Consider the following 19,833-nt stretch of genomic DNA (forward strand, 5'->3'; position numbering starts at 1 on the left):
CTTCGTTCCTCGATGTGTCGTTCATGGGCTTCAGCCGCAGGTGACCCGTGCGTAGCCGCTGTCGGTCTTGCCGTCGACCGTCCCGCGGATGCGGACCTCCGTCGCCGAGGGATCGACCCGGGACGTCGTCGTGTACGCGCCGTTCCTGTCTCCCGACTGCCAGTTGTCCAGGATGAGGGGCGACACGTTGAACTCGACCGTCGCCGAGAAGTCGAGGTTACCGTTCGACGGCGGGTTGACCACGAGGGGTTCGCCGGGGACGCACGAGACGATGACGGGCCGCACCGTCACGGGCGTCGCGGCCTGACGATCGGACGCGGCGCCACAGAACGTCTCGGAAGCGTCTCGACAGCCTCGGACGTAGACCTGGAGTTCGGTGCCGTATCCCCCGGTGGAGACGAAGCCGTCGGCGGCCAGGGGCTGCCAACCCGTCTGCCCGTTCTGCGACCACTCGAATCGGGCTGCCGTACCCGACACCACGTCGGTCGCGGAGACCCTGACGTCGAAGCGTCCCCCACCGTTCTCGATCGACGCCACGGTCGCGCGAGCAGCACCGGGGGCCTTGAGTGCCGTGGTGCGACCCGAACCCGCGGAACAGAAGGTGCCGTTGTCCGCCTTCACGACGTAGAGGTAGGTGACGCCGTCCTCCGCGGACGAGTCCGTCGCTCCCCCGCCGGCGAGGGGAACGGGGTCACCCGGGGTGTCGCAGGACACCGGCCCGTCCGAGCCGGCGACGCGGACCACCCGGTACGTAGGAGCCGATCCGCCGTTCGCGGTCGACGGCGTCCAGGTGATCTGCACGCCGCCGCTCACGGGAGTGGCCGTGACCTGGGGTACCCCGGGGCTCCCGACGGGTACCACCCGCGTCAGAGACGCCCGGGCCCACGCCGCCTCGCTGTCGACGTCGGCGTCGTTCTTCGCGAAGACGTTCACCGTGTAGTTCTGGTTCGGGACGAGGCCGGGGATGACGCTCTGCTGCACCCCACGGCGAACGGTCTGGGATCCCGTCGTGGGCCCGGACCATTCGACGACGTACGACTGGATCGCGGAGCCCGGCCGGGGATCCGGCGAGTCCGTCCACGTGATCCGGGTGTCGCCCTGGCCCGACGGCACCGCAGTCGCGCTCAGGCCCGTGGGTGCGGCGGGCACGTAGTCGGCGCTGTAAGCGGGACTCGGCGCCGATGCAGCGGAGTCCCCGACGCCGTTGGTGGCGACGACCGTGAAGGAAAACCGCTGGCCCGCGGGCAGGTCGGTCAGGGTGCAGACCGTCGCCAGCCCGCAGGCCTTGGAGTACGAGCCCCCGGCCGAACCCGCCCCGGTCAGACGGTAGCCGGTCAGCGGCGAGTTGTTGGCCGCGGGAGCCGTGTAGCTCAGGGTGAGCTGTCCCCCCGTGAAGGTGCCCGTTCGGACCGGGGCATTGGGGGCGTTCGAGACGTCCTGCACGCTGATGGTGACGGTGCCCCAGACGTATCGGTCGGGGTCGTCCGTGACGTCGGCGACCTGGTACTGGAGGTTCGTGTCGCCGGGGGCCGCGGAAGCCGCGACCGAGACGGCGAGACTCCGGTTGTCACCGCTCGGCGTGATCGAGACGCCTGCCGGCACGCTCGACCCGTTCAGCCCACGGATGGCCACCACCCGCAGCGCCTGCCCGGGGAAGGGATTGGTCGCCTGGTCGTTCTGCAACACGTCGACCGAGGTCGAGGCCCCGCGCTTGACGACGGCACGATCGGCGGCCGGTTGAGCGAGCGGGCGGGTCGATCCCACGACCGACACGGTGACGGCACCGCTCCGGCCCGGGTTGAGGGCATCGCTGACGGCGACGGGGAGCGACCTGCTCGTCCCCTTCGCGGTGCCGGCCTCGGCCGAGACGGTGAGCTTCGACCCGGACAGGTCGAAGCCGACGCCCGCGACGCCGCCCTGTTCGACCGAGTACCGGAGCTCGTCGACGTCGTCCGGATAGGGGTACGTGGTGAGCCGAGCGAGGTCGAGCGTGCGGGACTGGCCCGGTTCGAGGTCGATCGAGGTGCCGTTGAAGACGGGTGGCTGGTTCTCTCGCGACGTCACCGTGATGGGCAGCACGAGCGACGCCGTCCGACCGTCCGGGTCGTCGGCCGAGCGACCGTCGGTCACCTGGAACGAGATCGAGGCCGTACCCGAGAACAGGTCGGCGGACGTGAACCGGAGGGTCGTGTCGTCGACCACGAGGTCGTCGCCGTTCGAGTTCGTCGCCCGGACCGTCGCGGGGTCGGTCAGTCTGACTCCGTTGGTGCCGGCGGAGATCACGTAACGGTCGAGGTCGATCGTGACGGCCTTCTCGCTCTCGACCGTGATCGGACGGACCGTCCGGTCGACCTGCGGAAGGGCGTCGTCGAAACCGGGCACGACGATGAACGCGTAGGAGCGGACGCCCGGGTCGTCCTTCCTCGAGACCGAGAACGGGACGATCTGGCTCGAATCGGTGATGCGGACGGTCACGCGCGAGTTCGGCGTCACCTCGGCCGTCGAGCCGAATCCCGGGGCAAGTCCGAGGTCGAGCTGCGAGGTGCTGCCGTCCGAGAAGAACACGTTGGTCAGGGGGTTGACCGTCACGGTCTGCCGACCGGCGATGTCGCTGAGTCCGAGGACCGTGTCGTCGGCGAGCGGGTAGTTCAGTGGTGCGTCGGGATCGACGGTCACGGTGACGAAGGTCGAGCTCTGCCCGCCGCGCTCGTTCGACACCGTGTAGACGAGGCCGTACGTCCCGGGGGTCTCGGGGGGCGTCACCGACACCATCGTCCCCGACACGACCTTGGCGACGACACCCTCGCCGTTCGGTTCGACGGCGTCGACCGACAAAGCGCCCCCGTCGGGGTCGGAGTCGTTGTCGAGCACCCGGACCGTGATGGACCCCCCGGGTCGCATCGTCACGGCGTCCGCGACGGCGATCGGGTTGCGCGATCCGTCGGCGCGGGTCGAGATCCCCACGCGGACCGTGCCGGTGGCCCGGGCACCCAAGCCGTCCACGACCGCGTAGGTGAAGCTGTCGGTGCCCGCCGAGCTGGCGTTCGCCTGGTACTCGACGTAGTCGGTGCCGACGGTCGACACGCTGCCCTTCTCGGGGTTCGTGCCCACCCCGAGCAGCTGGACCGAGTCGCCGTCGGGATCGATGCCGTCGAGCGGAACGCCGATGCGCACGGTCTCGCCTGCGACGACGCGCGCCGTCACCGACTGGGGCGCGGGGGCGGCGTTGCTGCCCGCGTCGACCTCGCGGACCGCGATGGCGACCTGGGCCGAGGCCCGCTGCCCGTCGGGGCCCTCGACGGTGTAGGTCGCCGTGACGTTGCCCGGGGTGGTGGGGGCCAGGTACCGGAGACGGTTACCCGACGCGAAGAGCAACCCGCTGCCGGCCGGGACGTCCCTCTCGAGTCGCGGCACCAGCGTCAACTCGTCGCCGTCGGGCTGCTCGTCGTTGGCGAGGACGTCGATGTCGATGGAGTCCCCCACCCGGACGGTCACCTGGTCGTCGGTCGCGATCGGCGGCTGGGTGATCGCCCGGCGCGGGATCTCGACCACCGTCACGGTGCCGGTCGCGGAGGCGAGGCCGTTGCTGACGGTGTAGCCGAAGGTGACCGGCCCGTCGTCGAGCGGGGCCGCGAGCGTGATGCGGGCGTAGCGCTGGTCGAGCGTCTCGACCCTGACCCCGGATGCGGCGGGCACGGCATCGGTCGCCGTGAGCATGAGGACGTTGTTGGCCGGGTCACGATCGGTCGCGACGACGTCGAGCGTCTGCGTGCCCAACGTCTCGACGAAGATCGTCTTGGGCGTCGTGACGGGGGGTGTGCCCGCGTCCGGAGGGGACTGGACGTCCACCCTGACCGTGCCGGTCGCCGTCTGGTCGCCGTCCGTCACGGTGTACTCGAGCAGGTGGGTCCCGGGCACGTCGCTGAGGAACCGGAACGTGCCCTGTTCGTAGTTCGGCGTGACGGTGACGTCGGCCTTCGCCGGGACGCTGTTCAGCTTGACGGTGCCCGTGCCGCCTCGAGCGTAGGTCAGCGGCCGCACGGTCATCTGCTGGCCCGCATAGGCCTGCTGCGAGAAGGGCAGGGCTTCGAGGGGCACCTGCCCTGCCCCCATCACCGTGATCGCGAGCGATCCTCGCCCCTCGTCACGGCCGTCCGAGACCGTCAGCGGGACGTCGACGGTCGTGTCGCCCGCACCGGCGTCCTGGTAGACGACGTCCCCCGAGGGCTTGTACGAGAGCCCCGCCGCCCCTCCTGCCGAGGTCAGGTAGAAGGCATCACCGTCGGGGTCGATCCAGTCGCCGAGCACCGAGGTGGTGACCCGCCCCGACGACGACACCGACGCCGACGTCCTGCGCGCCTGCTGCGGCGGCGAGTTCTCCGACGGTTGGCGCACGGTGAGGGCGACCGTCGCGCTGGCCTGACCGCCACGTCCGTCGGAGATGGTGTAGTCGACCGAGAACGTGCCGGAAGCCGAGTCGGTGAGGGTGAGGAGCACCTGTTGTCGGTCGTTGACGAGGTCGACCCGGCCGACGGCGTCGTCGAGTGCGGACACGTCGTCGATCACGAGCGGGTCGCCGTTCGGGTCGTAGTCGTTGAGCAGCACGGGCAGGGTGCTCGCTCGACCGGGTCGTGCGCCGAACGCGTCGTCCACGGCGACCGGTGGTTTCTGGTCGAGATCCAGCTCGGGCGGTTGCCGGTCGTCGTTCTCCTGTTGCTCTTCTTGGTCGCGGTCCTCTTGGAAGAGGTCCGACCAGTTGTCGATGAGCTCGCCGGAACGCTGGACCGCCCAGGACCGACCCGACGCCGGATCGTTGAGCACGACCCGGCGCGCGTTGACGTCGAAGAGGAGGCTCGCCCCTCCGGTGACCTGGTCGAGGTCGAGGACTCCCCCGCGGGCCGACGCACAGTCGCTCCACGCCGACCCGCCCGCCCAGGCGCCGAAGCGGCAGTCGCCGACGACGACGGGTCGCGCGGGCTTGCCCTCGCGTCCGCCGACGACCTCGGCGACCCGTGAGGAGTCGATCGACACGGACAAGAGGCCGGTGGACGTCGCGACCAGGACCTCGTCGCCCGTGTCGGACCCCGTCTGCAGGGCGAGCCCGCCCGAGGCCCGGTCGGACAGGTCGACCTGCCGTCCGTCGACGACCAGTTCCCCCGTGACGGCATCGAGCACGGCCCAGTGACCGCCGACCGAGGCCACCTGGTACCCGGAGGACGACGAGGCGGGCACGTCGTGCGTCTCGGCGACGTCGGGTGACACCGTTCCGTCGAAGATCGACACCCTGCCGGTGTCGGACGAGTAGGCGACCACACGGCCGTCGGGCGTGACGTCGGTGACCAGTCCCTTGCCGAGGCTGAGATCGGGGTCGACCTCGTTGCTGAAGGACGCCAGGTCCGAGAGCGGTTGGCTCCAGACCTCCCCCGTGCCCTGGGACACGACGAGCACACGGTCCCCGGCGATCGACACGTCGGGCGATTCGGGCGGGAGCGGGACGCTCTCGGCCACCTCGGCCGTGGCGGTGTCGACGACACCGACCGTGGCGTTGCTGCGATCCACGAGCAGGACGTCCTGCTCGCGTTGGACGACCGAGAGGTCGGCACCGGTGCCGCGCACGGCGGAGTTGAGCTGCAGGACGTCGGTGTTCGCCCGACCGATCGCGGCGCGTTCTCCGTTGGCGACCCAGACCGTTCCGTCGGAGAGGTCGACGCGCTGGGCCTCGTAGCCACCGCTCGCCACGGCGACGGTCGTCACGAGCGTGGCCACCACGACCACTCCGACCCCGGTGACGACGGCGGATCGACGACGGGAGGCCCAGTCGAGCAGCCGCCCCATCAGCCCTGACCCGCCGTCGCGCAGTTCTCGTTGCTCTCCGGACCGGTCGAACCACCGCGGCTCACGGAGACGGTGATGCAGACCTCGTCACCCGGGTCGGCAGGGGTGGCGACGAACCGGTCGGCGGATTGCTGGCTCGTCTGCCCCCCGGTCGAGATGACGTAGGTGTCACCTGCCCGGAGCCCCGGGTCGCTCCAGGTGAAGACCACCGAGGAGCCGTCGCTCGACGACGCGACGTCGGCCACCCGGGGGATGTCGGTCGACGTCGAGCGGACGAGCACCAGCGTCGCGGCGGCTGCGAGACCGATCCCCACCACCGACGCCGCCACGAGGGCCCACGTCACGACGAGCAGCGACCGACGCCGCGTCGGACGTGTACCCGTGCTGCGAGGCACGGCGCGGCTCTGCTGGAGCGAACCGCCGTTCTGCGCCTGGACCTGGGCCTCGGTCGCCCGGCGCCGGCGGCGACGTCGCGAGGCCTGCACGGGGGTCACACCCCGGAGGCGCGTCTTGTCCTCGAGGTCGGCCACGGTCGCCAGGGCCCAGTCGTCGACCGCCACCTCGATGGGGGTCTGCGCGACGCCGATCTCGCTCTCGACCTGCTGGAGCTCGCGCACGAACTCGAGGACGCTGGCCTGGCGGTTCTCGGGGCGCCGCGACATGGACCTCGCGAGCAGTCGCTCGAGGGTGGGAGGGACGTCCGTCCGTCCGGTCGGCACGAGCTTGGCCTTGTCGATGCGACCGATCAGGTCGGACGCGCCGTTCTTGTCGCCGCCGAGGACCTCGAAGGGGCTCCGGCCCGCGAGCAGCGAGTACACCGTCGCCCCGAGGGACCACACCTCGGACTCGATGGTGCCGTTGGTCTCGTCGAGCAGCACCTCGGGGGCCGACCACGGGATCGACATGCCGACGACCTCCTGCGGCTCGCTCTCGCTGAGGGACGCGGCGATGCCGAAGTCGGACAGCACGGGGTGTCCGTAGGCCGTCATGAGGATGTTCGACGGTTTCAGGTCGCGGTGCAGGACGCCCTGCCGGTGGGCCGTCTCGACCGCGCTGCCGATCTTGACGCCGATGCGCAGCACGTCGGCGACGGGGATGCGGTCGCGCCGGTACCGCTCGCTCAACGACGACGAACAGAGTTCCATCACCAGGTACGGACGGCCGTCGGCCGAGACGCTGGCCTGGAACACCGTGAGGATCGACGGGTGGGCACTCAGCTGGGCCATGAGGTTCGCCTCGGCCTGGAACATCTGGCGGACCTGGTCGTTCACGACCTCGCTGAGCATGACCTTCACCGCGACCTGCCGGCGCGGCATGTTCTGTTCGTAGAGGAACACGTCGGCGAAGCCGCCCGACCCGAGCACGCGCACATGCGAGAATCCCGGCAGCACGGGGGGCGCCGAAGGCAGTCGTCGAGCCACGTCGCCTCCTCTGGGGATCGATGCCGGGTCGGCTGGGCGGAACAGGTCGGCGTCGGTCCGACCGCAGCCATTCTACGTGGGGGTCCCCGACGCCCGAGAGGCCCGTGGGCCCCCCTGTGGACGGACCCGGTCCCCCCATTTCGGGGGCGGGGCCGTCCGTGTCCGCGTGTCGCGCCTACTCGGCGTCCGTCGTCTCGGCGCTCCGGACGTCCACGACGACGGCCGTGACGTTGTCGCGTCCACCCGCCTCGACGGCAGCCTCGACGAGGGCCGTCGCCGCCGGCTCGGCACCGTCGACGCCACCGAGGAGCTCGGAGATCCGCCCGGCGGACAGTTCTTTGGTCAGGCCGTCCGAGCAGACGAGGAGGCGCAGGCCGGGTCGGGCGGGCACCCTCCAGTAATCCGGACGCGGGTCGACGTCGAACCCGACCGCCCGGGTGATCACGTTGCTGTCGGGGTGCTTCTCGGCGTCGTCCGCGTGCAGGAGCCCCGCGTCGACCATCTCCTGGACGACGGAATGGTCGACGGTCACCTGGCGGAGACGGCCGTCTTCGAACATGTACACGCGGGAGTCGCCCACGTTGAAGACCGTGAAGTCGACCTCGGCGCCTTCTCCCTCTCGTGAGAGGAACGCCCCGGTGGCCGTCGTGCCGACCCCGAGCTCGGTGTCGGCCGCCGCCACCGCGATGTCCTCCGTGGCCACGCGGAGGGCCGTCTCGACGTCGTCCGTGGTGGCGAACGGGCGTGACGCGATCTCGCTCATGCGGCGCACGACCGCGTCGCTCGCCACGTCGCCCGCGCTGTGCCCTCCCATGCCGTCGGCCACGACGAACAGCGGCGCCTCTGCGAGGTAGCTGTCCTCGTTGTGCGCTCGGCGACGACCCACGTCGGTCACCCCCGCCCAGTCGAAGGTGAGCCCCGGGCCGTCGAGGCCGAGGGCGTGGGCGGTCGTGGGGCGGCCGAGCTCTGTCACAGGAGGGGTTCTTTCGTCGGGATGATGCGCTGGGGAGGCAGGATCTCGAGAAGGTTCCCGTCACCTACGTCCACTATCGTGCCTGCACGGGCGACGAGCGACTCGCCTTGCCGGAGAACGACGGGAACGCGTCCGGGCTCGATCACCCGGGTCCCGTTCGTCGAACGCAGGTCGGTGACGACGACGGTGCCCCCGTGCTGGCGCACGTCGACGTGCGCCCCCGAGACCTCGTGTCGCGGAGACGGCACGGTCACCAACCGTGGCAGGGGTCCAGAGCCCACGCGCGGCCCGGTCGGGCGACGCCCCACGATGACGGGCACGTCGAGCGACAGGTCCTGCCCGGCGACCCTCACCCCGTGGAGGCGCGGGGTGGGTCGGCCCGACGGGTTCGGCTCCTGGCTCGTCGGCGGCCGTGCCGGTGGGGAGACGCGGAGCACCGTGTCGTCCGCGTCCGTCTCGTCGACGCCCGAGGGGCGGGCAGGGCGACCGACGACCGTGTCGTCGATCGAGCCGACTCGGTGCCACGATCCTGGTGACTGTTCGGTGGGCATCTCGTTCCTCTCACCGGGGGCTCTGACGCGGGTCGGCGACCACGACCTCCACGCTAGCGCCCGGTGACCGGTCCGTTCGGGTGCCGCGTCCACACCGGCGCCCAGGCTGCATCACCGCACGTCTCCTCCCCACGCCGGGTGCGGCAGCCGCCGGTGCACACCCGGCCCGTTCTCCGGCGTCCCGACCGGGCGGCCGCCCTAGCGTGACGCCATGACCGACCTCGTCCTCGTACCCCCGCTGCCACCCGGCCGTGCCGACGACGACGAACCACCGGGGCTCGTCCGACTCGACTCCCCCGTGGGACGCATCGAGATCGTCAGTCGCCACTTCGCCGTCGAGGGCCTCGCGATCGAGCGTGAGGGCGTCCTGCCTCACGACGGTCAACCCGAGCGGCCCGACAACCTGCTCGACGCCGCCCGACGTCAGGTCGACGGCTACTTCGAAGGGGTGCGTACCCGCTTCGATCTTCCGCTCCGCCTGGTCGGTTCGAGCTTCCAGCGCTCGGTCTGGTCCGCGCTGCTCGAGGTCGAGTGGGGACGGGCCACGACCTATGGACGACTCGGCGGGACCTTCGGCAATCCTCGGGCCGGGCGAGCCGTCGGTGGAGCGGTGGCGGCGAATCCGCTCCCCCTGCTCGTCCCGTGCCACCGCGTCCTGGGCCGGACGGGCGGCGTCACCGGCTACACCGTGGGCACGGGTGTCGAGACGAAGAAGTGGCTCCTCCGCCACGAGGGCATCGCGTTCCGAGAGGGCCCCGTGCCCCTGGACTGAGACAGAGCCGAAGCGTCGCCGCCCGCCCGGCGATCAGACGGACGCCTGCAGGACCGACTCGGCCACGAGCACGCTCTCGTCTCCGGGTTCGAGCACGAAGCCTCGACCGCGGGCCCACTCCGTCAGGTCGCCGATGTCGGCCAGGTCCGGACGATCGGCCAGGAGGGCGCGAACGAACAACCCCTTGCTCTTCTTGTTGAAGTGGTTGAGGGCTCGGCGTCGGTCGCCCGCGTCCGAGACGACACGGACGTATGTCGACCGCGTCCCCGCCGGCCCCAGAGCGACGTAACCCTCGGATCGCAGGTCGACGACGAGTTCGCCGACGCCTGCCAGGACCGCGGACACCGGCCCTCGCCAGAGTTTCTTCAACGACGTCCGGGGAATCCTCGAGTCGTGCGAGAGCCGGTAGGCGGGGATCTCGTCACCAGCCCGGAGCAAGCCGAACAAGGCCGAATGAACGAGTACGTGCCGGTGAGCCCACGTCCACGCATCGGCACTCATGCCTGCCACACCGAGAGGGTCGAAGAGGACCCCCGTGTAGCGCGACAGAGCGGGCATCGTGGGCGACACGGTCACGAGCCGGTTGCGCTCGACCTCGTGAGCCTGCGTGGGACCGAGTTTGAGGGCGGCGGCGGCCGCCGCAACGTCGGCCGACATCTCGTCGAGCAAGGCCAAGGAGGCGCGGCGAGGGCCGTCGAGCTCGTCGAACGATAGTGCCGTCACATCGAGCCGCGAACCGACGCTGCCCCCGTCGAGTTTGGTCTCGGACGGGGGCAGCAGGAACAGCATGTCGTTCGGTGGTGCAGACGGGCGGAGCTCAGTTGAGCTGTGCGTTGCGCGCGACGACCGTCACGGTGTCGTTCTCGACGGACAGGAAACCGTCGTCGGCAGTCGCCTCGACGGTGGTGCCGTCGGACAACCGGACCCTGACCTGACCCGAGGCCAGGATGGCGAGGATCGGCTCGTGACCGGGAAGGATTCCGATCTCACCCTCGGCGGTGCGAGCGACGATCGACGACGCCTCGCCCGACCACACTTCGTGGTCGGCCGAGACGACGCTGACAGTGAGAGCAGCCACGATCAGCCGTTCTCCTTCTGGATCTGAGCCCACTTCTCTTCGACGTCCGAGATGGAGCCGACGTTGAAGAATGCCTGCGTGGCCACGTGGTCGAATTCGCCGTCGGCGATCGCCGTGAAGGACTCGATGGTGTCCTTCAGCGGGACGGTCGAGCCCTCGACACCGGTGAACTTCTTGGCCATGTAGGTGTTCTGCGAGAGGAACTGCTGGATGCGGCGCGCACGCGACACCGTGATCTTGTCCTCTTCGGAGAGCTCGTCGACACCGAGGATGGCGATGATCTCTTGCAGCTCCTTGTTCTTCTGCAGGATGGCCTTGACCCGGATCGCCGTGTCGTAGTGCGCCTGGCCCAGGTAACGCGGGTCGAGGATGCGGCTGGTCGAGGTCAGCGGGTCGATCGCGGGGTAGAGACCCTGCGACGCGATCTCACGCGACAACTCGGTGGTCGCGTCGAGGTGCGCGAACGTCGTCGCGGGAGCCGGGTCGGTGTAGTCGTCGGCAGGCACGTAGATCGCCTGCAGCGAGGTGATCGAGTGACCGCGCGTCGAGGTGATGCGCTCTTGGAGGACGCCCATCTCGTCGGCCAGGTTGGGCTGGTAACCCACGGCCGAGGGCATGCGACCCAGAAGGGTCGAGACCTCGGAACCGGCCTGCGTGAAGCGGAAGATGTTGTCGATGAAGAGGAGCACGTCCTGCTTCTGCACGTCGCGGAAGTACTCGGCCATCGTGAGGGCCGACAGCGCGACGCGGAGACGGGTTCCCGGCGGCTCGTCCATCTGGCCGAAGACCAACGCGGTCTTGTCGAACACGCCCGCTTCGTCCATCTCGGCGATGAGGTCGTTGCCCTCGCGGGTACGCTCACCGACGCCGGCGAAGACCGACACACCACCGTGGTCCTGCGCGACACGCTGGATCATCTCCTGGATGAGGACGGTCTTGCCGACACCCGCACCACCGAAGAGACCGATCTTGCCGCCCTGCACGTAAGGCGTGAGGAGGTCGATGGACTTGATGCCCGTCTCGAACAGCTGGGTCTTGGACTCGAGCTGGTCGAACTTCGGGGGCTTGCGGTGGATGGGCCAGCGCTCGGTGATCTCGACCGTCTCGTCACCCTCGAGGTTGAGGATCTCGCCCGTGACGCTGAAGACCTTGCCCTTGGTGACGTCGCCGACGGGCACCGAGATGGGCGCGCCGGTGTCGATGACCTCCTGCCCACGGACGATGCCGTCGGTGGGCTTGAGGGCGATGGCACGGACGAGGTCGTCACCGAGGTGCTGGGCGACCTCGAGCGTGATCTGCGTGGTCGTGTCACCGATGGTGATCTTCGTGGTCAGCGCGTTGTAGACGCCGGGGATGGCATCGTGCGGGAACTCGATGTCGACGACGGGGCCCGTGACCCGGGCGATGCGCCCGACGCCGGGAGCCGACTCGGTCGCGACCGGTGCGGTTGCGGTGTCAGTCATGGCTTCTCTCTCTTCGGATGATGATGCTGTGGTGCAGAGCTCTACTTGGCCGACCCGAGGGCGTCTGCGCCGCCCACGATCTCGGAGATCTGCTGCGTGATCTCGGCCTGACGCGCGTTGTTGGCCAGACGGGTGAAGTCGCGGATGAGGGTGTCGGCGTTGTCGCTGGCAGCCTTCATGGCCTTCTGACGGGCGGCGTGCTCGGAGGCGGCCGACTGCAGCATGGCGTTGAAGATGCGGCTCTCGATGTAGACCGGCAACAGGGCATCGAGGACCTCGGTCGGATCGGGTTCGAAGTCGTACAGCGGCAGGACCTCGTCCTCTCCGGGCTCTTCGATGCCCTCGACGACCTCGAGGGGAAGCAGACGGACGACCTCGGGAACCTGGCTGACCATGTTCACGAAACGGTTGTAGACGATGTGGATCTCGTCCACGCCGCCCTCGGCCGCCTCGGTGAGGAACTTGGAGACGACGGCGTCGCCGATCTCTTTCGCCGTGACGAACTCGGGCTGGTCCGTGTTGCCCGTCCACACCTGCTCGGCGTCACGACGACGGAAGGCGAAGTACCCCTGGGCCTTGCGACCCACGAGGTAGTAGACGACCTCTTTGCCCTGGCTCCGCAGCAGCTGCGCGAGCTGCTCGCTCTCTTTCAGCGTGTTCGAGCTGAATGCACCGTTGAGGCCGCGGTCCGACGTGAACACGACGATCGCGGCACGCTCGACCGTCTCGGGCTCGGTGGTCAGCACGTGGTCGACGTCCGAGAACGTCGCCACGGCCGACACCGCGCGGGTGATGGCTCGCGAGTACGGCCCGGAGGCTTTCATCCGGGCCTGCGCCTTCTGGATGCGCGAGGCCGAGATGAGCTCCATCGCGCGAGTGACCTTCTTGGTCGTCTGCGCAGAGCGGATCCTCTGCCGGTAGACCCGGAGTTGGGCTCCCATTACTCTCCTGTTGTCTCGTCAGTCGTGAACGTCGAACGGGCGCGTCAGCGCTTCGTCTTGACGATCTTCTCCTGGTTGACGTCGTCGGCGTCGGTGGCCTCGAACTCTTCACGTCCCACCGAAGCGAGAGGCTTGCCCTCACCGGTCTGGAATTCTTGCTTGAACGAGTCGATGCCGCTCTCTAGAGCCGCGACGATGTCGTCCGACAGCACGTTCTTCTCTCTGAGATCGGACAACACCGACGTGTTCCGGCCCATGTAGTCGAGCAACTCGCGCTCGAAACGCAGGATGTCCGGCACGGGGACCTCGTCGAGCTTGCCGTTGGTGCCGGCCCAGATCGAGACGACCTGGTCCTCGACCGGGTAGGGCGAGTACTGCGGCTGCTTGAGGAGCTCGGTGAGACGTGCACCACGTGCGAGCTGACGACGGCTCGCCGCGTCGAGGTCGGACGCGAACATCGCGAACGCTTCGAGCGAGCGGTACTGGGCCAGTTCGAGCTTGAGCGTGCCGGAGACCTTCTTGATCGACTTGACCTGGGCGTCACCGCCGACGCGCGACACCGAGATGCCGACGTCGACCGCGGGACGCTGGTTCGCGTTGAAGAGGTCGGACTGCAGGAAGATCTGGCCGTCGGTGATGGAGATCACGTTGGTCGGGATGTACGCCGAGACGTCGTTGGCCTTGGTCTCAATGATGGGCAGACCCGTCATCGAGCCGGCGCCCAGCTCGTCGGACAGCTTCGCGCAACGCTCGAGAAGACGCGAGTGCAGGTAGAAGACGTCACCCGGGTAGGCCTCGCGTCCCGGCGGACGACGAAGGAGGAGCGAGACGGCACGGTAGGCCTCGGCCTGCTTCGACAGGTCGTCGAAGATGATGAGGACGTGCTTGCCGCTGTACATCCAGTGCTGACCGATGGCAGACCCGGTGTACGGAGCGAGGTACTTGAAGCCGGCGGGGTCCGAGGCGGGAGCGGCGACGATCGTCGTGTACTCCATGGCTCCGGCCTCTTCGAGGGCACCCTTGACCGAGGCGATCGTGGAGCCCTTCTGGCCGATGGCGACGTAGATGCAGCGGACCTGCTTGTTCTCGTCGCCGGACTCCCAGTTGGCCTTCTGGTTGATGATCGTGTCGATCGCGATGGCCGTCTTGCCGGTCTGGCGGTCGCCGATGATGAGCTGGCGCTGCCCACGACCGACGGGGATCATGGCGTCGATCGCCTTGATGCCGGTCTGCATGGGCTCGTGGACCGACTTGCGCTGCATGACACCGGGGGCCTGGAGTTCGAGGGCACGACGACCCTCGGTGGCGATGTCGCCGAGACCGTCGATGGGTGCGCCCAGCGGGTCGACGACGCGACCCAGGTAGCCGTCGCCGACGGGGACGGAGAGGACCTCACCCGTGCGGGTGACCTCCATGCCCTCTTCGATGCCGGAGAACTCGCCGAGGACGATGGCGCCGATCTCGTCTTCGTCGAGGTTCTGAGCGAGACCCTGCGTGCCGTCCGCGAAGCGGATGAGCTCGTTGGCCATGACGCCGGGGAGCCCCTGGACGTGGGCGATGCCGTCGGCTGCGTCCGTGACGTGGCCGACCTCGGTGGTGGAGGCCTTCGAAGGGTCGTACGACGAGACGAAGTCCTTCAGCGCGTCGCGAATCTCATCCGGGCTGATCTTGATGTCTGCCATTGTGATTCCTATTCGTAGCGAGGCTTCGGGAGGCCTCGAGTCTGTGTGTGAGAGCGTGACTAGCCGGCGAGCTGCAGGCGGAGCAGGCTGAGCTTCGTCGCAACGGTGCCGTCGATGACCTCGTCGCCCACCTGGACGCGGAGGCCGCCGACGACGGCGGGGTCGATGACCTGGTTGATGCGCAGGCTACGCCCGAACTGCCTGGCCAAACCGTGCTGCAACCGAGTGACGTGGGCGTCGTCGAGGTGGACGGCGCTCGTGACGGTGGCGACGAGCTGATCGGACTGGTCGGCGACGATGTCGGCTGCGTGACGGAGGAGCTCACCGATCCGACGGCCACGGGGCTGCTGCACCAGGTGCATCACGATGGCGACCGTCTGACGACTGGCCTTCCCTCCGAGCAGGCGCTCGACGAGGTCCGCCTTGGCGGCGGGATCGCCCAGCTTGGAGCCGAGGGCCAATTCGAGCTGCGAATCCGTGCGGACGGCGGCATCGAAGGCGAAGAGCTCGTTCTCGATGCTGCTGTCGGCAGGCGTGGTCGTCGCGATCGCTCGGAAGGCGACCTCTTCGATGCCGGCGAGCAGATCGTCGGACGACGACCAGCGGCTGCCGACGACCGATACGAGCACCGCTCGCGTCGACTCGGAGAACGACCCGAAGAGCCGGTCGAGCAGCTGCTTCTTCGTCGCCACGTCGACAGCGGGGTCGGCGAGGTACGACTGCAGCTGAACGGAGCCGCCGATGACCCGACCGGCGTCGAGCAACTGCTCGCCGGTCGTCAGGTCGACCGACCCGCCGAGGTCGGACAAGACCGACCGCGCCGAACCGAGTGCTTCTCGGGACATGGAACCCATCGTCAGTTGCCCGCCTTAGCGTTCTCGTCCGCCTCGAGGTCGGCCAGGAAGCGGTCGACCACGGCCGACGCCTTCGCGTCGTCGCTCAGCGACTCACCGATGACGCCGGAGGCGAGGTCGATGGCCAACGATCCGACTTCGGACCGGAGCGAGGCCACGGCGGCCTGGCGCTCGGCCTCGATCTGCGCGTGGGCGGAGGCGGTGATGCGGTCGGCCTCGGCCTGCGCCTGCTGCTTGAGCTCGGCGATGATCTCGTTGCCCTCGGCGCGCGCAGCCTCACGGATGCGAGCGGCCTCGGCACGAGCGTCGGCCAGCTGCTTCTTGTATTCGTCGAGGGCCTTGGCAGCCTCGGCCTGTGCGGCCTCGGCGTGCTTGATGCCGCCTTCGATGCGCTCGGCACGCTCGTCGAGGATCCTGCGGAACTTGGGGATCGCGAAGAGCCCGAAGAACGCGGCGATGACCACGAAGACGACCAAGGACCAGAGGATGTCGTAACCAGCGGGGAAGAAGATGGCGGCGCCTTCGGGCGCACCACCCTCGGCCGCGAGGATCGTCTCGATCATCGGTGTGTCGTCCTAACTGATCAGGAGAAGATGAAGCCGGCGGCGAGGCCGATGAAGCCCAGCAGCTCGGTGAACGCGATGCCGAGGAACATCGTGACCTGCAGGCGGCCGGCCAGCTCGGGCTGGCGGGCCATGGCCTCGACGGTCTTGCCCGCGACGATGCCGATACCGATGCCGGGGCCGATCGCAGCGAGGCCGTAGCCGACGGTCGCGATGTTGCCGTTGATCTCAGCGAGGATCGTGGTGGTGTCCACTTGTGTTTCCTTCCGGTTGGGCGATGCACGTCGGATGACGTGCGTCGTCTGTATTTAGTGTTCTTTCGCCGCGGCCTGTTGGATGTAGACCGAGGCGAGGAGCGTGAAGACGTAGGCCTGCAGCACGGCGACGGCCATCTCGACGATGGTCATCACGAAGCCACCGATGAGGGTGAGAGCACCGAAGGCCATGAAGCCCCCGCTCATGCTGAAGAAGAAGAAGTGCGTCGCCGCGAAGCAGAGCACCAGCAAGAGGTGGCCGACCATCATGTTCAACAGGAGTCGGAGGGCCAGGGAGATCGGCCGCACGATGAAGATGTTGATGAACTCGATGGGCGTCAGCAGGATGTACATGACCCACGGCACACCGGGCGGGAAGAGGGCGTTGCGCAGGAACGTCGCGCCACCGGCCTCGCGGAAGCCCGCGTAGATGAACATGATGTAGGCCACGACCGCCAGCAGCAGGGGCATGGCGATGACCGACGTGCCTGCGATGTTGAGGCCGGGGATGATGCCCGTGATGTTCATGGCGAAGATGCCGAAGAACATGGCGGCCAGCAACGGCAGGTATTTGCGTCCGAGCTTCTCGCCGAGGATCTCTTCGACGATCTGGATGCGGACGAAGTCGAGGCCCAGCTCGGCGATGCTCTGCCCGCGGGACGGGATGAGCCGCCCCTTGCGCAGGGCCAGCCAGAACAGCAGCAACATGACGGCGATCGCGAAGAGGCGGACCAGCATGATGCGGTTCAGCTCGAAGGGGGTGCCCTCGAAGAAGATGGCGGGAGGGAAGAACTCGTCAAGAGTCGGGGCATGGAATCCCCCGTCCCCGTGGCCGGCTTCGGCAGCGGAGAGCAGGTTCACAGCGTTCGCTATCAGCGCTATCTCCTGTGTCGGGGCGAGCACCCTGAAGTGTCGCGACGATTGGTGGGGTTTGTCATCCGTGCACGCTGGAGACGCGGCCGGGGAACGTCGTCAACCCTATCAAGGTAATGGTTGCTTCCACGAATCGGTCGAGGTATTTTCACCGTGTGCACGCATGGTCGTCAGTCCTGCGGAGCAGGGGGAAGCGTGGCGTCGCTCACGTACGACAGGCGCCCCCGGACGACCACGAGGGCGTCGACCGCCAGCGTGCCGATGATCGAGACCACGAGGGCCAGGAACAGCACGACGTCGTCCACGAACGGTTGGTCGCGCAGCACGACGAGCAACACGATGAAGATGACCAGCTTGAGGAGCCAGGCACCCATCACGATGCCGAAGAACGCACCGAGGGTGAAGCGGATCGCCACCAGCATGCTCGCGGCCGTGATCGCCGCGAAGAGGATCGCGAGCCCCACCCCCACGAGGGCGCTCCACAGCCCGTCGGTGCCGGCGAAGAGGTAGCCGAGCCCTCCTCCGACCACGGCGATGACGAGGGCGAGTGCACCCGTGTACTTGAGGATCTGGGTGAAGATCGAGCTGGCGTTCATGGGTGGTCCTTCGGGTTCGTCAGTTCGGGCACCTCGGCCTTGGCCGCGGTGTCGGTGTCGTGCGGGTCGAGGACGTCCGCGGCGGCGTCGAGTGGGTCGAACCGGTCGGACTCCGTCGTCGACAGGTCACCCGTGCGGGTCGTCTGGACGGCGATCTCGACCTTCTTGCGACGGCTGAGCGGAGACAACGTGGCGGCGGTGCACGCGACCAGGCCGACGCCGAGGAAGACGGCGACCAGGTAGGTCGGCTTCACGAAGAGGAACATCAGGCCCCCGACGGCCGCCACGATCGTCCAGGCGTAGAAGATCAGGACGGCCTGGAAGTGCGAGTGTCCCATGTCGAGCAGGCGGTGGTGCAGGTGCTTTCGGTCGGCGGTGAAGGGGGACTTCCCGGCACTGAGTCGGCGGAGGACGGCCAGGCCGAAGTCGAGCAACGGCACGACGAGGATCGCGAAGGGCAGGACGATCGGGATGAACGCCGGCAGGAGTGCCGTCCGGGAGATCCCGGCCGGGTCGATCTGCCCGGTGACCGAGATCGCACTCGTGGCCATGACGAGTCCGGTGAGGAGCGCACCCGCGTCGCCCATGAAGAGCTTGGCCGGGTGCCAGTTCAGCGGAAGGAAGCCGAGGCAGGCCCCGATCAACACGGCGGAGAGGAGGGCGGCGAGGTTGAAGTACTCGGTCTGGCCGATGGTGATCGAGATCACGAAGCTGTAGACGAAGAAGACGCCGTTCGCGATGATCGCGACCCCGGCCACGAGACCGTCGAGTCCGTCGATGAAGTTCACGGCGTTCATGACGAGGACGATCGTGAGGACCGTGAGGACGAGCGACATGTAGGGCGAGCCGATGGCCAGGCTGCCCCCGATGGGCAACGAGACGAGTTGGACGCCCTGCCACGCGAGGACTCCCGCGGCGACGATCTGGCCCGCCAGCTTGGTCATCCAGTCGAGGTCGTACAGGTCGTCGACGACTCCGATGACGACGATGATCGTGGCGGCGCCGATGATGGCCAGAGGAGGCCCCGCGTCGGCGAAGACGAGACGGAAGTAGTCGACACCCGAGATCAAGGGGAAGACGAACCACGCCGCGAGCAGCGCGACCACGATGCCGGCCCACATCGCGATTCCTCCGAGACGCGGCGTGGGCGTCTGGTGGACGTCCCGCTCGCGGATCTTGGGATAGAGGCGGTACTTGAGGCCCACCCGCCAGACGACGACGGACAACACGAAGCTGACCCCCGCCGAGATCGCCAGCGCGAGGAGGTAGTACCTCACGCGAGGGCGTCGACCCCGACGACGCGGATGATCTCGGCGTCGGACAGGACCCCGTGGCGCACGATGCGCAACACCCCGTCGGCGCCGCCCGTCGCGTCGACGATCGTCGACCCCGTGTTGGCGCCGGCCCGGTGTTCGTACGTGGCGCCCGCGGGGCCGTCGTCGAGGTACACCGACACGGAGTCGCCGAGCATGCGGCGGGCGTCGCCTGCCGTCTCGGCCGCGGGCTGGCCCGTGAGGTTGGCGCTCGACACCGCGAGCGGGCCGGTCTCTTCGAGCAGCTCGAGGGCGATGCGGTGGCTCGGCACGCGCAGGGCGACGGTGCCGCGCGTCTCGCCGAGATCCCAGCTGAGCGACGCCTGCGCACGGAAGATGACCGTGAGCGGGCCGGGCCAGAACTCGTCGAGCAACGGACGGACGACCTCGGGCACCCGGTCGGTGAGAGCGGCGAGGGTCTCTTGGCCCTTGATCAGCACCGGAGGCGGGGACTGGCGACCACGACCCTTGGCGTCGAGCAGGCGCTGCACGGCGGTCGGGTCGAACGCGTCGGCCGCGACGCCGTACACCGTGTCGGTCGGCAGGACGACGAGCTCGCCTCGACCGATGGCACCGCGCGCCATGCGCATGCCGGCGAGGAGTTCGGAGTCGACGGAGCAGTCGTGAAAAGTGGCCATGACCTGACGATGATAGTGCGACGGAC

17 protein-coding genes are annotated in these 19,833 nt (G+C 68.6%); 1 reads left to right on the forward strand and 16 read right to left on the reverse strand.

The genetic code is table 11. From position 1 onward, the window contains the following. Window positions 1-30: 30 nt before the first annotated feature. From ASL10_RS07135 to ASL10_RS16705, 4 genes are all read right to left on the reverse strand, one after another. Window positions 31-5,835, reverse strand: a complete 5,805-nt coding sequence (locus tag ASL10_RS07135) for a tandem-95 repeat protein (RefSeq protein WP_056045873.1) — start codon at window positions 5,833-5,835, stop codon at window positions 31-33. After that, window positions 5,835-7,256 carry a serine/threonine-protein kinase gene (locus tag ASL10_RS07140; protein ID WP_056045876.1) on the reverse strand — a complete coding sequence of 474 codons (1,422 nt, stop codon included), beginning with the start codon at window positions 7,254-7,256 and terminating at the stop codon, window positions 5,835-5,837. The genes ASL10_RS07135 and ASL10_RS07140 overlap by 1 nt, the downstream gene beginning before the upstream one ends. A gap of 175 nt (window positions 7,257-7,431) precedes the next feature. Beyond that, on the reverse strand, window positions 7,432-8,229 hold the full coding sequence (locus ASL10_RS07145) for a PP2C family serine/threonine-protein phosphatase (RefSeq protein ID WP_056045879.1): 798 nt from the start codon (window positions 8,227-8,229) through the stop codon (window positions 7,432-7,434). Continuing rightward, window positions 8,226-8,780, reverse strand: a complete 555-nt coding sequence (locus ASL10_RS16705; protein WP_056045883.1) for an FHA domain-containing protein — start codon at window positions 8,778-8,780, stop codon at window positions 8,226-8,228. Before ASL10_RS16705 ends, ASL10_RS07145 begins: the two co-directional genes overlap by 4 nt. 211 nt (window positions 8,781-8,991) lie before the next feature. Between ASL10_RS16705 and ASL10_RS07155 the strand changes: the two genes are divergently transcribed. Next, a complete protein-coding gene (locus ASL10_RS07155; protein WP_082460259.1) occupies window positions 8,992-9,552 on the forward strand; it encodes a methylated-DNA--[protein]-cysteine S-methyltransferase in 561 nt (186 codons plus the stop codon). A gap of 33 nt (window positions 9,553-9,585) precedes the next feature. Here the strand turns inward: ASL10_RS07155 and ASL10_RS07160 are convergent, their stop codons facing one another. The 12 genes from ASL10_RS07160 to ASL10_RS07215 all read right to left on the reverse strand — a co-directional run bounded on the left by ASL10_RS07160 (window position 9,586) and on the right by ASL10_RS07215 (window position 19,807). Next, complete coding sequence (locus ASL10_RS07160) at window positions 9,586-10,341, reverse strand: YaaA family protein (RefSeq protein WP_056045886.1); 756 nt, start codon at window positions 10,339-10,341, stop codon at window positions 9,586-9,588. Between the two features lie 28 nt (window positions 10,342-10,369). Further along, window positions 10,370-10,630 carry a F0F1 ATP synthase subunit epsilon gene (locus tag ASL10_RS07165; protein ID WP_043594515.1) on the reverse strand — a complete coding sequence of 87 codons (261 nt, stop codon included), beginning with the start codon at window positions 10,628-10,630 and terminating at the stop codon, window positions 10,370-10,372. A 2-nt stretch (window positions 10,631-10,632) separates the two neighbouring features. Beyond that, a complete protein-coding gene (gene atpD, locus ASL10_RS07170) occupies window positions 10,633-12,093 on the reverse strand; it encodes a F0F1 ATP synthase subunit beta (protein WP_043594513.1) in 1,461 nt (486 codons plus the stop codon). A gap of 41 nt (window positions 12,094-12,134) precedes the next feature. Then, entirely contained in the window at window positions 12,135-13,034 is a 900-nt protein-coding gene (locus tag ASL10_RS07175; RefSeq protein ID WP_056045889.1) for a F0F1 ATP synthase subunit gamma, read from the reverse strand. Between the two features lie 44 nt (window positions 13,035-13,078). Continuing rightward, window positions 13,079-14,716 (reverse strand): F0F1 ATP synthase subunit alpha, encoded by a 1,638-nt coding sequence (atpA, locus tag ASL10_RS07180; protein WP_056045891.1) that lies wholly within the window; start codon window positions 14,714-14,716, stop codon window positions 13,079-13,081. A 59-nt stretch (window positions 14,717-14,775) separates the two neighbouring features. Beyond that, window positions 14,776-15,570, reverse strand: coding sequence for a F0F1 ATP synthase subunit delta (locus tag ASL10_RS07185; protein WP_056045895.1), 795 nt, complete (start codon window positions 15,568-15,570; stop codon window positions 14,776-14,778). A gap of 2 nt (window positions 15,571-15,572) precedes the next feature. Next, window positions 15,573-16,133, reverse strand: coding sequence for a F0F1 ATP synthase subunit B (locus ASL10_RS07190; RefSeq protein WP_056045898.1), 561 nt, complete (start codon window positions 16,131-16,133; stop codon window positions 15,573-15,575). A gap of 20 nt (window positions 16,134-16,153) precedes the next feature. After that, window positions 16,154-16,387 carry an ATP synthase F0 subunit C gene (gene atpE, locus ASL10_RS07195; RefSeq protein WP_043594505.1) on the reverse strand — a complete coding sequence of 78 codons (234 nt, stop codon included), beginning with the start codon at window positions 16,385-16,387 and terminating at the stop codon, window positions 16,154-16,156. Between the two features lie 54 nt (window positions 16,388-16,441). After that, window positions 16,442-17,248 (reverse strand): F0F1 ATP synthase subunit A, encoded by an 807-nt coding sequence (atpB, locus tag ASL10_RS07200; protein ID WP_043594504.1) that lies wholly within the window; start codon window positions 17,246-17,248, stop codon window positions 16,442-16,444. Between the two features lie 182 nt (window positions 17,249-17,430). Next, a complete protein-coding gene (locus ASL10_RS07205) occupies window positions 17,431-17,856 on the reverse strand; it encodes a hypothetical protein (RefSeq protein ID WP_056045901.1) in 426 nt (141 codons plus the stop codon). Then, window positions 17,853-19,133 (reverse strand): MraY family glycosyltransferase, encoded by a 1,281-nt coding sequence (locus ASL10_RS07210; protein ID WP_056045903.1) that lies wholly within the window; start codon window positions 19,131-19,133, stop codon window positions 17,853-17,855. Before ASL10_RS07210 ends, ASL10_RS07205 begins: the two co-directional genes overlap by 4 nt. Then, a complete protein-coding gene (locus ASL10_RS07215) occupies window positions 19,130-19,807 on the reverse strand; it encodes an L-threonylcarbamoyladenylate synthase (RefSeq protein WP_056045907.1) in 678 nt (225 codons plus the stop codon). The genes ASL10_RS07210 and ASL10_RS07215 overlap by 4 nt, the downstream gene beginning before the upstream one ends. Between the last annotated feature and the right edge of the window lie 26 nt (window positions 19,808-19,833).

The organism is Frigoribacterium sp. Leaf8 (assembly GCF_001421165.1).
In the GTDB taxonomy this organism is placed as follows: Bacteria; Actinomycetota; Actinomycetes; order Actinomycetales; family Microbacteriaceae; genus Frigoribacterium.